At 66.8% G+C, this 14,735-nt stretch carries 14 protein-coding genes; 3 read left to right on the top strand and 11 right to left on the bottom strand.

What is annotated here, in order from left to right:
• Window positions 1-72: 72 nt before the first annotated feature.
• Window positions 73-741 (top strand): GntR family transcriptional regulator, encoded by a 669-nt coding sequence (locus ASF51_RS04880; RefSeq protein WP_055925945.1) that lies wholly within the window; start codon window positions 73-75, stop codon window positions 739-741.
• Window positions 742-794: 53 nt separating this feature from the next.
• Entirely contained in the window at window positions 795-1,229 is a 435-nt protein-coding gene (locus ASF51_RS04875; protein ID WP_055927893.1) for a VOC family protein, read from the top strand.
• A 68-nt stretch (window positions 1,230-1,297) separates the two neighbouring features.
• On the opposite strand, the gene ASF51_RS04870 is transcribed toward ASF51_RS04875, so the two are convergent.
• The 6 genes from ASF51_RS04870 to ASF51_RS04845 all read right to left on the bottom strand — a co-directional run bounded on the left by ASF51_RS04870 (window position 1,298) and on the right by ASF51_RS04845 (window position 8,370).
• Entirely contained in the window at window positions 1,298-2,404 is a 1,107-nt protein-coding gene (locus tag ASF51_RS04870) for a Fic family protein (RefSeq protein WP_082479547.1), read from the bottom strand.
• A 200-nt stretch (window positions 2,405-2,604) separates the two neighbouring features.
• Window positions 2,605-3,447, bottom strand: a complete 843-nt coding sequence (locus tag ASF51_RS04865) for a carbohydrate ABC transporter permease (RefSeq protein ID WP_055925940.1) — start codon at window positions 3,445-3,447, stop codon at window positions 2,605-2,607.
• On the bottom strand, window positions 3,437-4,417 hold the full coding sequence (locus tag ASF51_RS04860) for a carbohydrate ABC transporter permease (RefSeq protein ID WP_235497135.1): 981 nt from the start codon (window positions 4,415-4,417) through the stop codon (window positions 3,437-3,439). Before ASF51_RS04860 ends, ASF51_RS04865 begins: the two co-directional genes overlap by 11 nt.
• Window positions 4,414-5,703 carry an ABC transporter substrate-binding protein gene (locus ASF51_RS04855; protein WP_082479546.1) on the bottom strand — a complete coding sequence of 430 codons (1,290 nt, stop codon included), beginning with the start codon at window positions 5,701-5,703 and terminating at the stop codon, window positions 4,414-4,416. The genes ASF51_RS04860 and ASF51_RS04855 overlap by 4 nt, the downstream gene beginning before the upstream one ends.
• Window positions 5,704-5,716: 13 nt before the next feature.
• Window positions 5,717-7,321 carry an FAD-dependent oxidoreductase gene (locus ASF51_RS04850; RefSeq protein ID WP_082479545.1) on the bottom strand — a complete coding sequence of 535 codons (1,605 nt, stop codon included), beginning with the start codon at window positions 7,319-7,321 and terminating at the stop codon, window positions 5,717-5,719.
• A complete protein-coding gene (locus ASF51_RS04845) occupies window positions 7,318-8,370 on the bottom strand; it encodes a LacI family DNA-binding transcriptional regulator (RefSeq protein ID WP_055925934.1) in 1,053 nt (350 codons plus the stop codon). Before ASF51_RS04845 ends, ASF51_RS04850 begins: the two co-directional genes overlap by 4 nt.
• A 239-nt stretch (window positions 8,371-8,609) precedes the next feature.
• Here ASF51_RS04845 and ASF51_RS04840 point away from each other — a divergent pair, with 239 nt between their 5' ends.
• Entirely contained in the window at window positions 8,610-9,932 is a 1,323-nt protein-coding gene (locus tag ASF51_RS04840) for a hypothetical protein (RefSeq protein ID WP_055925931.1), read from the top strand.
• Window positions 9,933-10,019: 87 nt separating this feature from the next.
• Here the strand turns inward: ASF51_RS04840 and ASF51_RS04835 are convergent, their stop codons facing one another.
• The 5 genes from ASF51_RS04835 to ASF51_RS04815 form a co-directional block, all read right to left on the bottom strand.
• The gene (locus ASF51_RS04835) at window positions 10,020-10,784 is read right to left on the bottom strand and encodes a GntR family transcriptional regulator (RefSeq protein ID WP_055779366.1); all 765 of its coding nucleotides are present in this window, start codon (window positions 10,782-10,784) and stop codon (window positions 10,020-10,022) included.
• Window positions 10,785-10,859: 75 nt separating this feature from the next.
• On the bottom strand, window positions 10,860-11,567 hold the full coding sequence (deoC, locus tag ASF51_RS04830; RefSeq protein ID WP_055925928.1) for a deoxyribose-phosphate aldolase: 708 nt from the start codon (window positions 11,565-11,567) through the stop codon (window positions 10,860-10,862).
• 31 nt (window positions 11,568-11,598) lie between these two features.
• A complete protein-coding gene (gene rbsD, locus ASF51_RS04825; RefSeq protein WP_055925925.1) occupies window positions 11,599-12,054 on the bottom strand; it encodes a D-ribose pyranase in 456 nt (151 codons plus the stop codon).
• Window positions 12,055-12,096: 42 nt separating this feature from the next.
• Window positions 12,097-13,683 carry a sugar ABC transporter ATP-binding protein gene (locus ASF51_RS04820; RefSeq protein WP_055925922.1) on the bottom strand — a complete coding sequence of 529 codons (1,587 nt, stop codon included), beginning with the start codon at window positions 13,681-13,683 and terminating at the stop codon, window positions 12,097-12,099.
• On the bottom strand, window positions 13,683-14,711 hold the full coding sequence (locus tag ASF51_RS04815) for a substrate-binding domain-containing protein (protein WP_055925919.1): 1,029 nt from the start codon (window positions 14,709-14,711) through the stop codon (window positions 13,683-13,685). The genes ASF51_RS04820 and ASF51_RS04815 overlap by 1 nt, the downstream gene beginning before the upstream one ends.
• Between the last annotated feature and the right edge of the window lie 24 nt (window positions 14,712-14,735).

The raw sequence follows: 14,735 nt of genomic DNA, 5'->3' as shown, positions 1-14,735 counted from the left end.
ATTCTGAATACAGGTGGGGCTTCCGGTTCTCCGGCGGCCCCACCCGTGTTCGCCCCCACCCAAGGAGAACTTGTGACGACGGAGACCGACCCGACAGCATTCGTCCGCCCGGATTCGCTGTCGCGGCAGGCGTATCTGGCGCTGCGCGAAGGCATCATTCTGGGCCGCTACCCGCAGGGATCGCGACTGGCCGAGCAGCGACTGGCCGAGGAGCTGCAGATCTCCCGGGTTCCACTGCGCGAAGCAGTTCCGCAGCTCGAGCGCGACGGCTTCGTCAAGACGTATCCGCGCCGTGGCGCCGTCGTCGAGACGTGGACCGAGAAGGGCGTCAACGACCTCTTCGACCTGCGCTTGTGCCTCGAGGTCGGGGCCGCCCGCTATGCCGCACGTCAGATCGCAGCGGGCGCATCCATCGCCGCCCTCGACGAGGCGCTGCACGATTCGCAGAACCTCGTGCATGAGGGCGACGCCTACAAGATCGCCCAGTCGAGCACCTCGTACCACGAGGCGATCGTCGAGCTGGCGGACAACGAGCTGATGACCACGCTCATGCGCTCGGTCTCTGGCCGCATGATCTGGCTCTTCTATCTGACGTCGCAGCTCGACGCCGATGACGCCTTCCACGACCACGTGACGCTGCGCGACGCGATCGCCTCGGGCAACGAGCGGGTCGCCGAGTCGGTGGCGTACGCGCACATCGAGCGCGATCGCATCCCGTCGTTCACAGCGCTAGACAGCTGACTGGGGACCGCCCGCTCTAGAGGCTCGGCAGGCGCCTGAGTACCATGACCCGCATGCCCATAAAACTGGAGAATGTCGGCATCGCGGTGACCGACCTCGACGCCACTATCGCCTTCTTCACCGACCTCGGCCTCACCGTTGTCGGCCGCGACGAGGTCAGCGGCGAGTGGGCCGACACCGCTGTGGGCCTCGACGGCAACCACGCGAAGATCGCGATGCTCCAGACGCCGGATGGCCACGGCATGCTCGAGCTGTTCGAGTACATCCACCCCGACGCCATCGAGACGTCGCCCACCCTGCCGAACGAGATCGGCATGCACCGCGTCGCCTTCTCGGTCGACAGCATCGACGACGCCCTGGCGATCGCGGCGAAACATGGATGTCACCCGCTTCGCGGGGTGGCGAACTACGAGGGCGTCTACAAGCTCAGCTATGTGCGTGGCCCGAGCGGCATCATCGTGATGTTCGCGGAGGCGCTGAAGTCCTGACCCAGCCAGCGCTGGCCGACGGATGCGCGGGCCGTGCTCACCGCCGGGTAGCGTGGGGCACTCGACTCCTACATCGCCCGCTGGATGCGCCTGTCCAACTCGTCGAGTTCGGCAAGAAGGTCGGCCGCCACCCAGACGCGGTCCCTCTTGCGCCCGGTGATCTCTCGGATCACCCCGGCCTCGACGAGCCGATCGATCGCTGCGTACGTCTGCACCGTCTTGGCACCCGAGTAGCGCTCGACCTCGTCGGCGTTCATGACGGGATGATCGAAGAAGACGGGCAGCAAGGCTGCCAGCGCCGAACCCTTGCGCGGCTTGACCTCGTCTATCCATTCGCCCGGCAGGGCCTTGATCCGGTCGATCGACGTTCGCGACTCCTGTGCCGCAACGCGTGCGGCGCGAGTGAAGAGCTCGACGACCGGGGCAGGGTCGCCCCGGCGATAGATTCCCAACGCCTCGAAGTAATCGTCCCTCCTAGCGAGAATTCCTGACGCCAACGGAATCACCGCGTTCCTGGTCACACCGCGCCGTCGCAGCGACGCCGAGACGAGTGCACGACCGACACGACCATTCCCGTCGGTGAAGGGGTGGATCGACTCGAACTGCGCGTGGGCGATCGATGCCTGAATGAGCGCAGGGACATCGTCGCGATTGAGGTAGCCGAGAAGGTCACGCATCAGCGGTTCGACCCGCTCGGGGGCGGGAGGAACGTGAAGCGCGCCTCTCGGCGAATAGTCCGACCCGCCGACCCAGTTCTGCATATCTCGCAGGCGACCCGCGTAGTCCGCCTCGACCGGATCCTCATTCATCAGCGATCGATGAGCATCGAGCACGTCGTCCAGCGAGAAGACACCGCGCTCTCCGACGACCGTCACCAGCTCGTGGAGTGCGCTGCTCGCCGCGACCATGCTCACGGCCGACGAGTTGCTTCGGTTTCCCGCGATCGCCCCCGCGTAGTCTTCAGCGCTGGCCGTGATTCGCTCGATCTTCGACGAGGCGACCGACTCTGTTCGGATCATGAACCGGCTGAGCGCGACAGACTTGCCGGCGGCATCCGTGTCGGCTTGGGCGATTGCAATGAGCGCACTCTCGGCCAGGGATATGAGCCCAAGGGATGGCGTGTAGTCGAGGTGTTCGATGAACGGCGGAACAGTGGCGTCGATCGACCGAACCATGCGGTCCTCACGCGTCCCTCCGCGCGCTCTTTGCTGCCACGGAAGGGCTTCGATCTCATGCGCGGGCCACCCGGGATGGTCCAACGAGGCCGACATACCGAAATTATGATCCGTTTAGTTCGGTTTAGCAACAACAAACCGAACTAACGCGAGTCGTCGTTCGGCCTGACGAACCAGCCGCGCCGACCCCGTCGCATCCGCTACCCCTTCAGCCCCGTCTGAGCGAGCCCTTCCACGAACTGGCGCTGCGCCAGCACGAACACCACGAGCACCGGCACCGCCGTCATGGTGGCCGCGGCCAGCTGCACGTTCCACATCTGCCCGCCATACGCATCCGTGTATCGGGTCAGCGCCTGGGGAAGGGTGAAGAGCTCGGGGCTCTGCAGGTAGACGGTGGGCTCGAGGTAGAGGTTCCAGGTGTGCAGGAACGTGAAGATCGCGACCGCACCGAGGGATGCCTTGGCGAGCGGCATCGCGATGCGCCACCAGATCGCGGCGCGGCCGAGGCCGTCGAGCCGCGCCGCCTCTTCGAGCTCGACGGGCAGGGTCACGAAGTACTGACGCATGATGAACGTGGCCAGCACGCTCGGCGCCCCGAAGGTGGTCACGAGCAGCAGCGGCCAATGCGTGTTCACGAGCCCCAGCTGGTTGAAGATCTGGAACAGCGGCACGATGGTCACCTCCGACGGCACGAGCAGGCCGACCAGCACCACGAGGAACAGGGCGTTCACACCGGGGAACCGGATGCGCGCGAACGCGTAGCCGGCCATCGCCGAGAAGAGCATGGTCGCCGCCGTCACGACGACCGCGATGTACATGCTGTTCCAGTACTGCAGCAGGAAAGGCTGCTCGGTGAACGCGTCGACATACGGCTGAATGGTCGGATGCTGCGGCCACAGCGTCGGGGGAAAGGCGAAGATCTCACCGATCGGCTTGAACGACGAGGTAATCATCCACCACGTCGGAAAGACGAACGGGATGGCGAGCAGGCTCAGCCCGACGTAGAAGAGGGCCCGCAGCGCGGGACGGCGCCTAGTTTTCATAGTGAACCCATCGCTTTCTGAGCTGCCATTGCACGACCGTGAGAATGAGCACGATCACGAACAGCACGAGAGCCAGCGTCGAGCCGTAGCCGAAGCGGTGGAACTCGAACGCCTGCTGGAAGAGGTAGTAGACGAGCACGGTCGTCGAGATGCCCGGCCCGCCCTGGGTGAGCACGGCGATCTGCGCGAACACCTGCAGCGAGCCGACGATGGTGATGATCGTGGTGAGCAGGATCATCGGCGAGATGAGCGGCAGTGTGATGCGGCCGAAGGTGCGGAACGGGCCCGCGCCGTCGATCGCGGCGGCCTCGGTGATCTCCTTCGGAACGCCTTGCAGCGCCGAGAGGAACAGGATCATGTTGAGGCCCACGTTCTTGAAGACCTGCACCACGATCACGCTGAGCATCGCGGTCGGTCCCTCCCTCAGCCAGTTCGGTCCCTCGACGCCGACGAGCTGCAGCAGCCCGTTGATGCCTCCGTCGTCTTGAAGCAGGAACCCCCAGACAATCGTCCACGCCACGAGCGACACGACGACCGGCGAGAAGAAGAGAGTGCGGAAGAGCGTGATCGCCCGGGCCTTGCGGTTGAGCAGCACGGCCAGCAGCAGCGCGATCGAGAGGTTGCCGATCACCAGGCCCACCGAGAAGATGCCGGTCGCCCCGAGAACGGGCGCCACCTTCGGGTCAGAGAAGAGCCTCTCCACGTTCTCGGTGCCGACGAAGCGGAAAGTGTTCGCCAGCACGTTCCACTCGTGGAAGCTGTAGTAGACGATGAGCACCAGCGGCAGCAGCACGAAGGCCACGATGCCGAGCACCTGCGGGGCTACGAAGAGGTAGCCCACGAGGTTGTCGTTGCCCGAGAGCGAGCGACGCCGCCGCCGGGTGACCCGGGCCGCGCTGCGATCGGCAGCGCGACCCGAACGACCCGAACGACCCGTGGTCACCGTCTCTCGCTCGAGGGTGTCGGTCACTGCTCGAGCAGGGGATCGATGGCGGCGCAGACGTCGCCGAGGGTGCCTTCGACATCGGCATCGGCCACCCAGAGAGCGTCGAGTGCCGAGCGCACCTCCTGCTGGATCTCCGCCGAGCCGGTGTGCGAGGGGCGCACCTCACCGTTTTCGATGGCGGGAACCACGATGTCTCCGAGCTGCTCCTCGGTCAGCACGGGGTTGGCCGCCGAGAGCGTGGCCGCGTCGAGCTGCGAGGTGCGGGCCGGCGGAAAGTACTGCGCCAGCTTCGCCGAGTTCTCGGGGTTGGTGAAGTAGGCGATGAACTCGGCCGACTGCTCCGGGTGTTCCGCCTGGGCGAGCGCGCCCACACCGGCCTGGCCAACGATCGAGTAGTCGCCATCCGGCCCCTCGGGCAGCGGCGCGAGCTCCCAGTTCTGGATGCCGGACTCGCCGAGCAGCGAGGCTCGCGAGATCTGGGTGACGGTGAACGCGGCCTCGCCGGCGAAGAAGTCGGCCGCGGTTCCGGGGCCGGGCATCGACTTCGCCGTGAAGGCGGCGTCGTGCAGGAAGGTGAAGGCGTCGACCATCTCGGGCGAGTCCATGGTGCAGGTGGCGCCGTCCTTCGACCACGGCTCTGCACCCCAGCCGCCCCACACGGTCGACAGGTAGTCCCACTGCGTGTAGTCGAAGTCGCGCACGACGAAGCCGGCCTTGCCGGTGGTCGCGTTCACGGCCGAGCCGACCTCGGAGATCGACTCCCAGTTCCAGCGGCCGTCGGCCTGCAGTTGGGCCGCGGTGGGCTGGCCGGCGGCGGCCAGCAGGTCGTCGTTGGCGAAGACGACGAAGGGCGAGGTCGAGAAGGGGTAGGCCGCGAGCTGCCCGTCGCCATCGGTCCACAGCTCGGTAGCGCTGGGCGACAGGTCGTCGAGGTCGTAACCCTTGGTCGCCTCGAGGGTCTCGTCGAGGGGAACCAGGGCGCCGGAGGAGACGAAGTCGGGCGCGGCGTTCTCGAGCACCCACGCCATGTCGGGCGGGTTTCCTCCGGCCAGCTGGGTGGTGAGGGTCGTCGTGTAGCTCTCGAAGTCGAGCGGATCGAACGTGATGCTCTTCACCTCGGGGTGATCGGCGATGTACGCGTCGGCGATCTCGTCGAACAGTGCGAGCTGGTCCTCGTTCGAGGTCCAGACGGTCATTCTCAGCGACACCGGAGTGTCGTCGTCGGAGGCGCCCGCGGCGCATCCGCTCAAAACCAGGGCCGAGACCGCGAGGGCTGCCGTCGCGCTCAGCTTCATTGCTGACATTCTCATGTGCTGTTTCTCCTTAGTAACCGGTGACGTCGGGCCAGTGGAGCTCGACGCCCTGACGGGCGAGCTGTGATTGGAATTCGCCGAGCAGGCAGGGGTCTGCCCGAACCTGACGAGGGGTGAGAGAACGTTCGACGCAGAAGGCCGCGAGCGCGCCCGCCGATTCGCCGATGTTCCATTCGACGGGATGGAGCCGGAAGGCCCCGTTGGTGATGTGGGTGGTTCCGATGTTCTTGCCGGCCGGAATGACGTTGTCGACGCGAACAGGGATGAGGGCGCCGAGCGGGATCTCGAACGGCGAGGAGGCGATGTCGAGGTAGTTGTCGCCGCCCGTCGAGGGGTGCAGATCGATGCGGTACATGCCAATGCCCACGGTGTCGTCGTACTGCTTCGGCTTGCCGTGTCCACGCAGCTCGATCGAGAGGTCCTGCTCCACGACCGTGTACTCGGCCTTGATGCGCCGCGACTCGCGGATGTACGGGGCCTGCGCGAATCCGTCGTGCGTGCCCGTGACGTCGCCCCGCAGGCGCAGCCCCGGCCATCCGGTGCCCCCGTCGGGACGGGGAGCCTCGGTCTGCAGCCAGTAGAGCATCGCGCGCGACTGCTGCTTGGCGGCCTCGAGGTGCTTCGACGGCTCGGGGCCGGTGAGGGTGCCTCCGATGTAGTCGATCATCGGCCAGTTGACCAGCACGATGTCGCTGTCGATGGTGCCCGGCTCGAGCAGGCGACGGGCCAGGATGCGACGGAAGGTCCACAGCTCGCGGTCGCCGCCCTCGGCGCGCTGGTCGGCGAGCTGCGCGAGCGGGTCGTCGTCGATCGTGGGGGTGAAGGTGCGCGTGAAGATCTCGAGGGTGCGGGGGTCGGGGCCGGTCAGCGAGATCATCGGCGCACCCCAGAAGTCGGGCTGCAGGGTGCGCCACCGGTCGTAGTCTTCGGGGCGATCGATCGTGTGGTCTTCGCCCTCGATGTGATCGATCACGAAGCACCAGCTGAAGGCCTGCTGGTTCTCGGGCTGCGCCTCGTCGGGAGCGCTCGGCTCCCCCGTGTCGTGCCGCGACTCGAATCCGGTGACGTGCTCGATGTTCGCGAGCGGCAGCAGCTCGCCGGTCTCGGTGGCGTCGAGCACGATGGTCGCGCTGAGCGTGGTGCGGATGCCGCGGGTCGCGTCTTCGACGTCGACCGACGTCACGAGATCGCCGTCGCGCACGGCGGCCACCGCACGAACGCCGTGGATCACACGCAGCCTGCCCGAGGAGATGTGCGGCGCGAGCAGTCCGTCGATGACGGCCACCGCGGCGCGGGGCTCGGCGCACATGCGACTCACGAGCCCGGCGCCGGGGTTGAGCGTCGGCTCGCGTCGGGCGGCCGCCGTGAGCGGATAGAGGCGGCGGTAGTAGTCGCGGATTCCATCGCGCAGCTCGCGGTAGCTGCGGGTGGCGCCGAACTGCTCGATCCAGGTGTGCTCGTCGAGCGGAACCGCCTGGCTCGTCAACTGGCCGCCGAGCCACGGGTACTCCTCGGTCATGATCACGGTTCGACCCCGGTGCAGCGCCGAGAGAGCGGCGGCCACTCCTCCGAGTCCACCGCCGATGATCAGCACGTCGGCATGCTGCGCGGTCACTTCGTTCCCTCGCTGCTCGGTGCGGCCAGGGTCGCGCCGTCGATGATCGTGCAGGCGAGCAGGCTTCGCATATCGAGATCGGAGGGCGACTGGTCGGGGTCGAGGATGCGCGAGAGCAGGTGCACGGCGCGTTCGCCGAGCTCGGCCCGAGGCGGGTTGAGCCGGGTGAAGTCCACGTCGTCGGGCGTGAGCCGCGGAGACGATCCGAGCACCACGATGCTGAGTTCGCCGGGAACGTCGACACCGTCGCGCTCGGCCGCCTCGTAGAGAGCGGATGCGACATCCGGCGACTCGACGACCAGCAGGGTCGGGGCGAAGGCCCGGATGGCGGCCCAGTCGTCGGCGACCGTGGCGAGGGTGCCGATGCGGCTCTCGATCGCGACCGCGCGATCGGCCGTGCCCATCCGCACGCCTTCGAGTCGGTCTCGCACCGACTCGCCCTCGCTGCCGACCCGGTGGTAGAAGACGCGTTCGTGGCCGAGGTCGAGGGCGCGGCTCACCAGGCTGCGCGTGGCCGAGGAGTAGTCGATTCCGACGTAGGGGATGCCAGGCGTCTCGCGCCGACCGACCGCGACCACGCGGTAGCCGCCTTCGACGAGGCGCTCGAGTTCGTGGGAGTCCATCTCGACACCGAGCAGGAGAACGCCGTCGGCGAGCAGCAGGCGGTTCTGCTCGTGGAAGAGCTGGCGGCGGCCGTCGACGACCGGGGTGCTCGTGAAGAGCAGCAGGTCGCTGCCGAGCTTCTCTGCGCCGGCCTCGATGCCCGCGAGCAGCGGCGTGTAGAAATCGAGGCTGCGGGTCGGGAACGCCGGCTCGTAGGTGAACACGCCGAGGATTCTGTTGTCGGCTCCCGCCAGGCGTCGGGCCGAGGGGTCGGCCACGTACTTCGTCTCCTCGATCACCCGCAGGACGCGTGCCCTGGTCTCCTCGGGAATGCGGATTCCCTCGTCGGTGCGCCCGTTCAGAACGAGCGAGACGGTGGCCTGGCTCACGCCGGCGAGTTCGGCGATCTGCTTCTGGGTGACTCGGCCATTGACGGCTCGTGACATGTGAGGTGCTCCCTTGGATCTCGTGTCGACCCGAAACGGTAATACGCATTATCGGGTCGAGAACCGACAGTAATACGCATTATCTCGATTGCGCAAGTGCGACTTTTCGACAGGGCCAAGATCGACCATGACTCTTCCTTTTTGCGGGTCACGTGGGGTAGCGTGAAAATCGAGTCGGTGATAATACGTATTATCAAAATCGGCCATCCACCCCGTCAGTGACGACGAAAGGACATCGCGTGATCCCCCTCACCTCTCAACCTCCGAAACGGTGGCCCGGCCGGCTATCCGTTCTGCTCGCGGCCGCTCTTGCGCTCGCCCTCGTTCCGGCGCTGGCACCGAGCTCCGCACCCTCTGCCGTGGCGGCCGATCCGCTGCCGACGTTCGCCTTCGCCGGCGAGATCACCGTGCCCGAGCAGCTCGACTACAACCCCACCGACGAGTTCATCTTTCCGAGCGTCTTTCACGCGGGCGAGCATCTGACGAATCCGCTCGGCGAGTGGTATCTCTACTACGCGCCGCACGACAGCCCCGGCGGAATCTCGATGATGTACTCCGACTCGCTCGCCGGACCCTGGACCGAGTACGCCTCGAACCCCGTGATCTCGAACGTCTGGTCGCCGAACTACAGCGTCAATCACGTGTCGAGCCCCGACGCCATCTGGAACGCCCAGGAGCAGACGATGTTCCTGTACTTCCACGGGGGCAACGACCAGACCCGCTACGCGACGACCGACGACGGCGTGACCTTCACCTACGGCGGCACCGCGGTGACGAATGCCATGGGCGGCGCGACGACGACCGAGACGTCGTACGCGCGTGTCTTCACGCATCCAGACCCGACGTCGAGCTTCAACTACGGCATGTTCTACATGGAGAACACCACGGCCAACTCCCGCCGCATCCGAGTGGCCGAGTCGGTCGATGGCCGCAGCTGGGTCGTGCGACCCACCCCCATCGTGACCCCGGGCAGCCTCGACCAGGGCAACGTGTCGGGCGCCAACCTGTGGGAGTGGGGCGGACAGAAGTACATCATCTACCACGCGTCTTCGGGCAAGACCTTTGCTCGTACGATCGACGACACCCTGTCGACGGTGGGCGCACCCGTTGTTCTTCACGCCTCCAGCGGAGTCGGAGAGGACACGGGCCGGGTCGCGGCACCCGAGATCGTGACCGACGACACGGGCACCTACCTGTTCTACGAATCGGGCGCACGGCTGAAGGCGACGATCAGCTACGCCACCGCGGTGACGACGCCTCCCCAGCCGGCGTTCGCCCTGAAGACCACGGCGACCGCCACCAGCAGTTGCGCGAGCGGAGTGGCACGGATCACGGTGGATGCGCTCAACGGGTCGACCGCCCCGAACGACGTGCGCGTCACGACTCCTCTCGGTGAGAAGAAGTTCACCGGTGTGGGAGCCTCGGGTCACGCGGTGTGGACCTTCGCGGGCAGCAGCGCCTCGCTCGCCGCGGGCCAGGCGACCGTGAAGTCGTTCGCCCGGGTCGACGGGGTCGCCTACAACGACACGATCACGGCGAACTACCCGGCGATCAGCTGCTGACCCGCGGGCGCTGTAACTGATTCAGGAGGAGAGCGTCGCCGCCGCCATAATCCACGCGGCCGGGCTCTCCTCCTGAATACGCAACACCTACCGGCGCGACAGCAGCGACGTCACCTTCAGCTTCTCGCTCTGGATCCACACGTCGGAGTACTCGATCGGTCGGCCGTCTGACAGGTACGTGACCTGCTGCATGTACTGCACCGGCGCACCCACGGCGATGTCGAGCGCCGACGCGACCTCGGCATCGGCGGCCTCGGCACTGAAGGTGCGTCGCGCCGTTCCGATCTTCAGGCCATAGTGGCCCTCGAGCGTGCCGAACAGGCTGACGATAGAAAAGTCGAAGTCGTCGATGCCGGGCACGACATCGGCGCGCACGTAGTTCGTGAGGTAGGTGACGGGCGCGTCGGCCATCGACCTCAGCCGCACGAGGCTCAGCACACGACCGGATGCCGGCAGGTCGAGCAGGGCCGCGACGGGCTTCGGCGGCTCGATCACGGCGTGGGAGATCACCGAGGTGTCGAAGATGACGCCCTGGTCTGAGAAGTCCTCCGACAGGGTGCTCAGCCGCTGGGCGATCGACGGCTCGAAGGTCATCGAGGTCACGAACGTTCCGCGCCCTCGAACCTGCCGAAGAAGGCCCTCGTGGATGAGCGTCGCCAGGGCGCGACGCACGGTTCCACGGCTCACTCCGAGGTCGGATGCCAGCTCGGGCTCGCTCTTGAGCCGGTAGTGCGCGGGCCACTCGCCCGTCGCAATCCGCGTGCGGATCCGCTCCGAGATCTGCGCATGGATAGCCACCGGGGCCTGCCTGTTGATGGCGGTCTCCCCGGCCGTGCTGTTCGTGCTGGTCATTGACGCTCCTGCCGTGGTCTCCCAGTCTCCCGGCCCGGAGCGTTTCGCGCATCCGGACCGGGAGGGTGTCGTGCGCTAGTAGCTGACGGTGGCGTCGTCGCCCGTGTCCGAGATGATCGAGATTCCCGCGCTCGTGCCGAGCAGCACGGCGCCTGCCTGCAGCAGCGAGAGGGCCTGCGGGTAGCTCTTGATCGATCCCGACGCCTTGACCAGAACACCCGGGCGGGCGCGCTCGACGAGGAACCGCACGCTGTCGGGGTTCGCCACCTCGACGGCGCCGCTCGACGCGTTCTTCAGGTAGGCGGCGCCGGCCTCCATGGCGAGCTCGACGGCGGCCTCCTTCTCGGAGTCCGTCAGCAGGGGCAGCTCGAGCATGACCTTCACGGGCAGGCCGGATGCGCGCACGACGCCCGCGATGTCTTCGCGGAACTCGTCGAACATCCCGCTCTTGAGCCAGCCGACCTGCACGCCGATGTCGAGCTGGGTGGCGCCGAGGCGGGCGATCTCCGCGGCTTCGGCCGCCTTGCCAGCGCTCGTCATCACGCCGACCGTCGGGAAGTCGAGGGCCGAGGCGATCTCGATTCCCGTTCCCTTCAGTTCCGCTGCGACGAGCGGCACCCAGGATGCCGGCACCATGGCCGCGTTGAATCCGTGCTCGGCGGTCTCGCGGGCGTGGGCGATCATCTCGTCGCGCGTGCTGCCCAACTCGATCTTCGTGTGCTGGATGAAGGGGGCGAGCTGCGCAGGAGAGAGCTCCTGCAGAGCGGTGGTCGTGTCGGTCATGGTGAGTTTCGCTTTCTTTTGAGGTGGTGAATCAGAGTTTGGATGCGTAGTAGTCGGGCGCGATGACGCCCTCTCCGCCGAACCACTGCGGCACGTCGACGCCGCAGAACAGGCCGATGTTCCCCCACGGTTCGAAGGCGCCCGTTCGCACGATGACCTTCGCCTGGCGGGCGAGTTCGCCGAGCATGTCGGCGTGGGTTCGAGTGCTGAACTCGGCGTCGGCGAACCGGTCGAGCAGCCACTCGTCGAGCTTCGGATTGTTGCTGGTCACGTCGTCGGCACGCACGACGCCCTCGACGATGATCTCGTCGGCGATGAGCGAGATGACGGTGCGCAGGTCTGGCAGGTTCTGCGCGATGGCCAGGTCGACGCGCTGCGCGTCACGCGGAATGGGGAAGCCGGCGTCGACGACGAGAATGAGATCGGTGTGGCCGAGGGTCGCGAGTGCGCCGCTCAGCTGGGCGTTCAGAATACCTGTGCGCTTCATGGTTGTCCTTTCGAGATGGTCGAGCGGGTGAGGTCCGGATGCTCAGGCGAGCGTTCCCGTATGGGTCACGGCTCCGGTCGCCGAGGTCATGATCGACTCCTCGGTGGCGGTCTTGGTCGCGACGATGTCGACGACGCGCCCCTCCGACATCACGGCGATCCGGTCGGTGATGGTGAGCAGTTCGGGCAGGTCCGACGAGGAGCAGATGATGGCCACGCCGCGATCCGCGAGAGCGAAGAGCTGTTCGTAGATCTCGGCCTTCGCCCCCACGTCGACGCCTCGGGTGGGCTCGTCGAGGATGAGCACTGCGGGGTCGATGGCGATCCAGCGGGCGAGCATGGCCTTCTGCTGGTTGCCGCCCGAGAGGTTCGTGATCGGCTGGTCCATGGTGGCGGTCTTGACCCGGAAGCCTCGCGCGAGTTCGGTGGCGCGCTTGTCGAACGCCCGACGCTTGAGCAGCCCGGCCGAGGTGAGGGCCTTCACCGTGAGCACGCCCACGTTCTCGGCCACGCTCATCGAGGTCAACAATCCCTGGGCCCGCCGCTCACCCGGAACGAATCCGAGCCGCCGCTCCACGCTCTCGATGGGGCTCCGGTTCACATAGGGCCGGCCGAGCAGCTCGACGGTTCCGTCGCCTCCGGCGTCTCCGGCGTCTCCGCCGAAGATGTTGTGCAGCAGTTCGACGCGTCCGCTGTCGGGCAGACCTGCGATGCCGACGATCTCTCCCGGCCGGATCTCGAGGTCGACGCCGTGGTGACGGCGGCCGGAGAGTCCGCGCAGGGCGAGAGCGGGCACCGATTCGTCGCGGTCGGTCGCACGGGCGACCGAGAGCTCGGCTCGCGAGGTGAACTGCCCGAGTTCTCGCCCGACCATGGCGGCGACCGCCTGGTCGGGGGTGACCTCGTCACGTCTCCATCCGGCGACCTGACGGCCGTCGCGCAGAACCTCGATGCGGTCCGCGAGCAGGAACACCTCGGGCATCCGGTGCGAGACGTAGACCATGGTCGTGCCGGCCCGTTTGAGCGTCGCCATCAAGGAGAACAGTCGGTCCGACTCGGCCGGGGTGAGCATCGCCGTGGGCTCGTCGAGGATCAGCACGCGGCATTCCCGGGCGATCGATCGCGCGACAACGATGAGCTGCTGGGTGGCCAGGTCGAGAGTCCTGACAGGCGCGTTGGGGTCGACCACGAGATCGAGGTCGGCCAGCAGATCCAACGCCCGCGTGATCATCCGGCGTCGTGACGGGAACCAGCGGTTGCCGGGCTCGATGCCCGCCAGGATGTTCTCGGCGACGCTCCGATCGGGCAGCAGCGAGAGTTCCTGCGGCACGATCGCGATGCCGTACCTCGTGAGCATCGTGTTCGGGTCATACGATTCGACGTTCTCGCCGAAGGCGACGACGCCTCCCCCGCTCGGGGGCTGAAGGCCGGCCAGGATCTTGAGCAGTGTCGATTTGCCGGCACCGTTCTCTCCGAGCAGCGCGGTGGTCTCGCCTGCGGTCACGTCGAAGCTCACGTCTTCGAGCGCCCGCACCGGGCCGAAGCTGCGGCTCAGGTTCTGGATGCGGATGGCGACGTCGGCCTGGTCGCCGGCGGCATCGGCCTTGTCGAGCGGGGAAGGCATCGTCATCAGCCCTCTACCGTCGCGTCGGCGATGTTCGACTTGTCGATGAACTGGGCGCCGGTATCGACGCCCTTGATCGCCGTCTTGTCCTTCAGGAAATCGACCAGCACCTTCACCGCCTGGTACCCCTGCTCCTCGGGGTTCTGGCTGATGGTGAACGAGACGACGCCGTTGTTCACGAAGTCGGCGGTCTGGGGAAGCAGGTCGAAGCCGACCATGGTGATCTTGCCCGTGTTGCCCGACTGCTCGACCCACTTGGCCGCGGCGGTCGTGCTGCAGCAGTCGAGGCCCGCGATGGCCACGACGTCTCCGGCACCGGCCATGGTCGACTCGACCGTGTTGTACGCGGCGTTCGGCTCGTTGCCGACGTTCACCGGGCCCATGACCTCGAGGCCGGACGCCTTGATTCCCTCTTCGAAGCCGCTGAATCGGTCGTTCGACCATCCGGCTCCCGTGTCGAGCGAGAAGACCACGACCTTGCCGGTCGCGCCGTCACCGAGCGTCTTCACCAGCTCCTCGGCCTCGGACTTGCCGGACCCCTTCAGGTCCTGGCCGACGAAACCCATCTGCTTGGAGTCGGGGTTGTCGGTGTTGAACGAGATGATCGGGATTCCAGCGTCGTAGGCCTGGGCGATCACGGGCTTGAGGGCGTCGCTCGAGGCCGACGAGACTGCGAGGCCGTCGATCGACTTCTGCTGGATGAGCGTCTGCAGTTCGGAGACCTGCTTGGCTGCGTCGCCACCGGTCGGGCCGATGAGCTGCACGTCGGCATCCATCTCGTCGCCGGCCTTCTCCATACCCTTCGAGATGGGCGTCGCGAAGGCGAGGGAGGGGTCGTGGTAGCTGAGCTTGATGCGCATGGGCTCGCCGCTGTCGACGCGGTCCTGGATGTAGGACGCGAGCTGGAATCCTCCGTCGGTGGATCCGGCCTCGTTGCCGGTGGTGATGGCGCCGCATCCGCTGACCGCGAGGGCGGTTGCGGCCACGAGCGCACCCGTGGCGAGAAGCCGCCGGGCTGTGGTGGTGAGGGACATGAGTACTCCTTTGTTGATGTCCGG

It is taken from the genome of Agreia sp. Leaf283 (genome assembly GCF_001422485.1).
GTDB lineage: Bacteria > Actinomycetota > Actinomycetes > Actinomycetales > Microbacteriaceae > Agreia.
This window is presented reverse-complemented; position numbering and strand designations above follow the sequence as displayed.

Excerpts from the sequence above, each read along its gene's own strand:
- ASF51_RS04815 (WP_055925919.1), bottom strand. The coding sequence starts at position 14,711 with ATGTCCCTCACCACCACAGCCCGGCGGCTTCTCGCCACGGGTGCGCTC.
- ASF51_RS04845 (WP_055925934.1), bottom strand. The coding sequence starts at position 8,370 with ATGTCACGAGCCGTCAATGGCCGAGTCACCCAGAAGCAGATCGCCGAA.
- deoC (WP_055925928.1), bottom strand. The coding sequence starts at position 11,567 with ATGACCGACACGACCACCGCTCTGCAGGAGCTCTCTCCTGCGCAGCTC.
- rbsD (WP_055925925.1), bottom strand. The coding sequence starts at position 12,054 with ATGAAGCGCACAGGTATTCTGAACGCCCAGCTGAGCGGCGCACTCGCG.
- ASF51_RS04855 (WP_082479546.1), bottom strand. The coding sequence starts at position 5,703 with ATGAGAATGTCAGCAATGAAGCTGAGCGCGACGGCAGCCCTCGCGGTC.
- ASF51_RS04875 (WP_055927893.1), top strand. The coding sequence starts at position 795 with ATGCCCATAAAACTGGAGAATGTCGGCATCGCGGTGACCGACCTCGAC.
- ASF51_RS04835 (WP_055779366.1), bottom strand. The coding sequence starts at position 10,784 with ATGACCAGCACGAACAGCACGGCCGGGGAGACCGCCATCAACAGGCAG.
- ASF51_RS04870 (WP_082479547.1), bottom strand. The coding sequence starts at position 2,404 with ATGGTTCGGTCGATCGACGCCACTGTTCCGCCGTTCATCGAACACCTC.
- ASF51_RS04865 (WP_055925940.1), bottom strand. The coding sequence starts at position 3,447 with ATGAAAACTAGGCGCCGTCCCGCGCTGCGGGCCCTCTTCTACGTCGGG.
- ASF51_RS04820 (WP_055925922.1), bottom strand. The coding sequence starts at position 13,683 with ATGACGATGCCTTCCCCGCTCGACAAGGCCGATGCCGCCGGCGACCAG.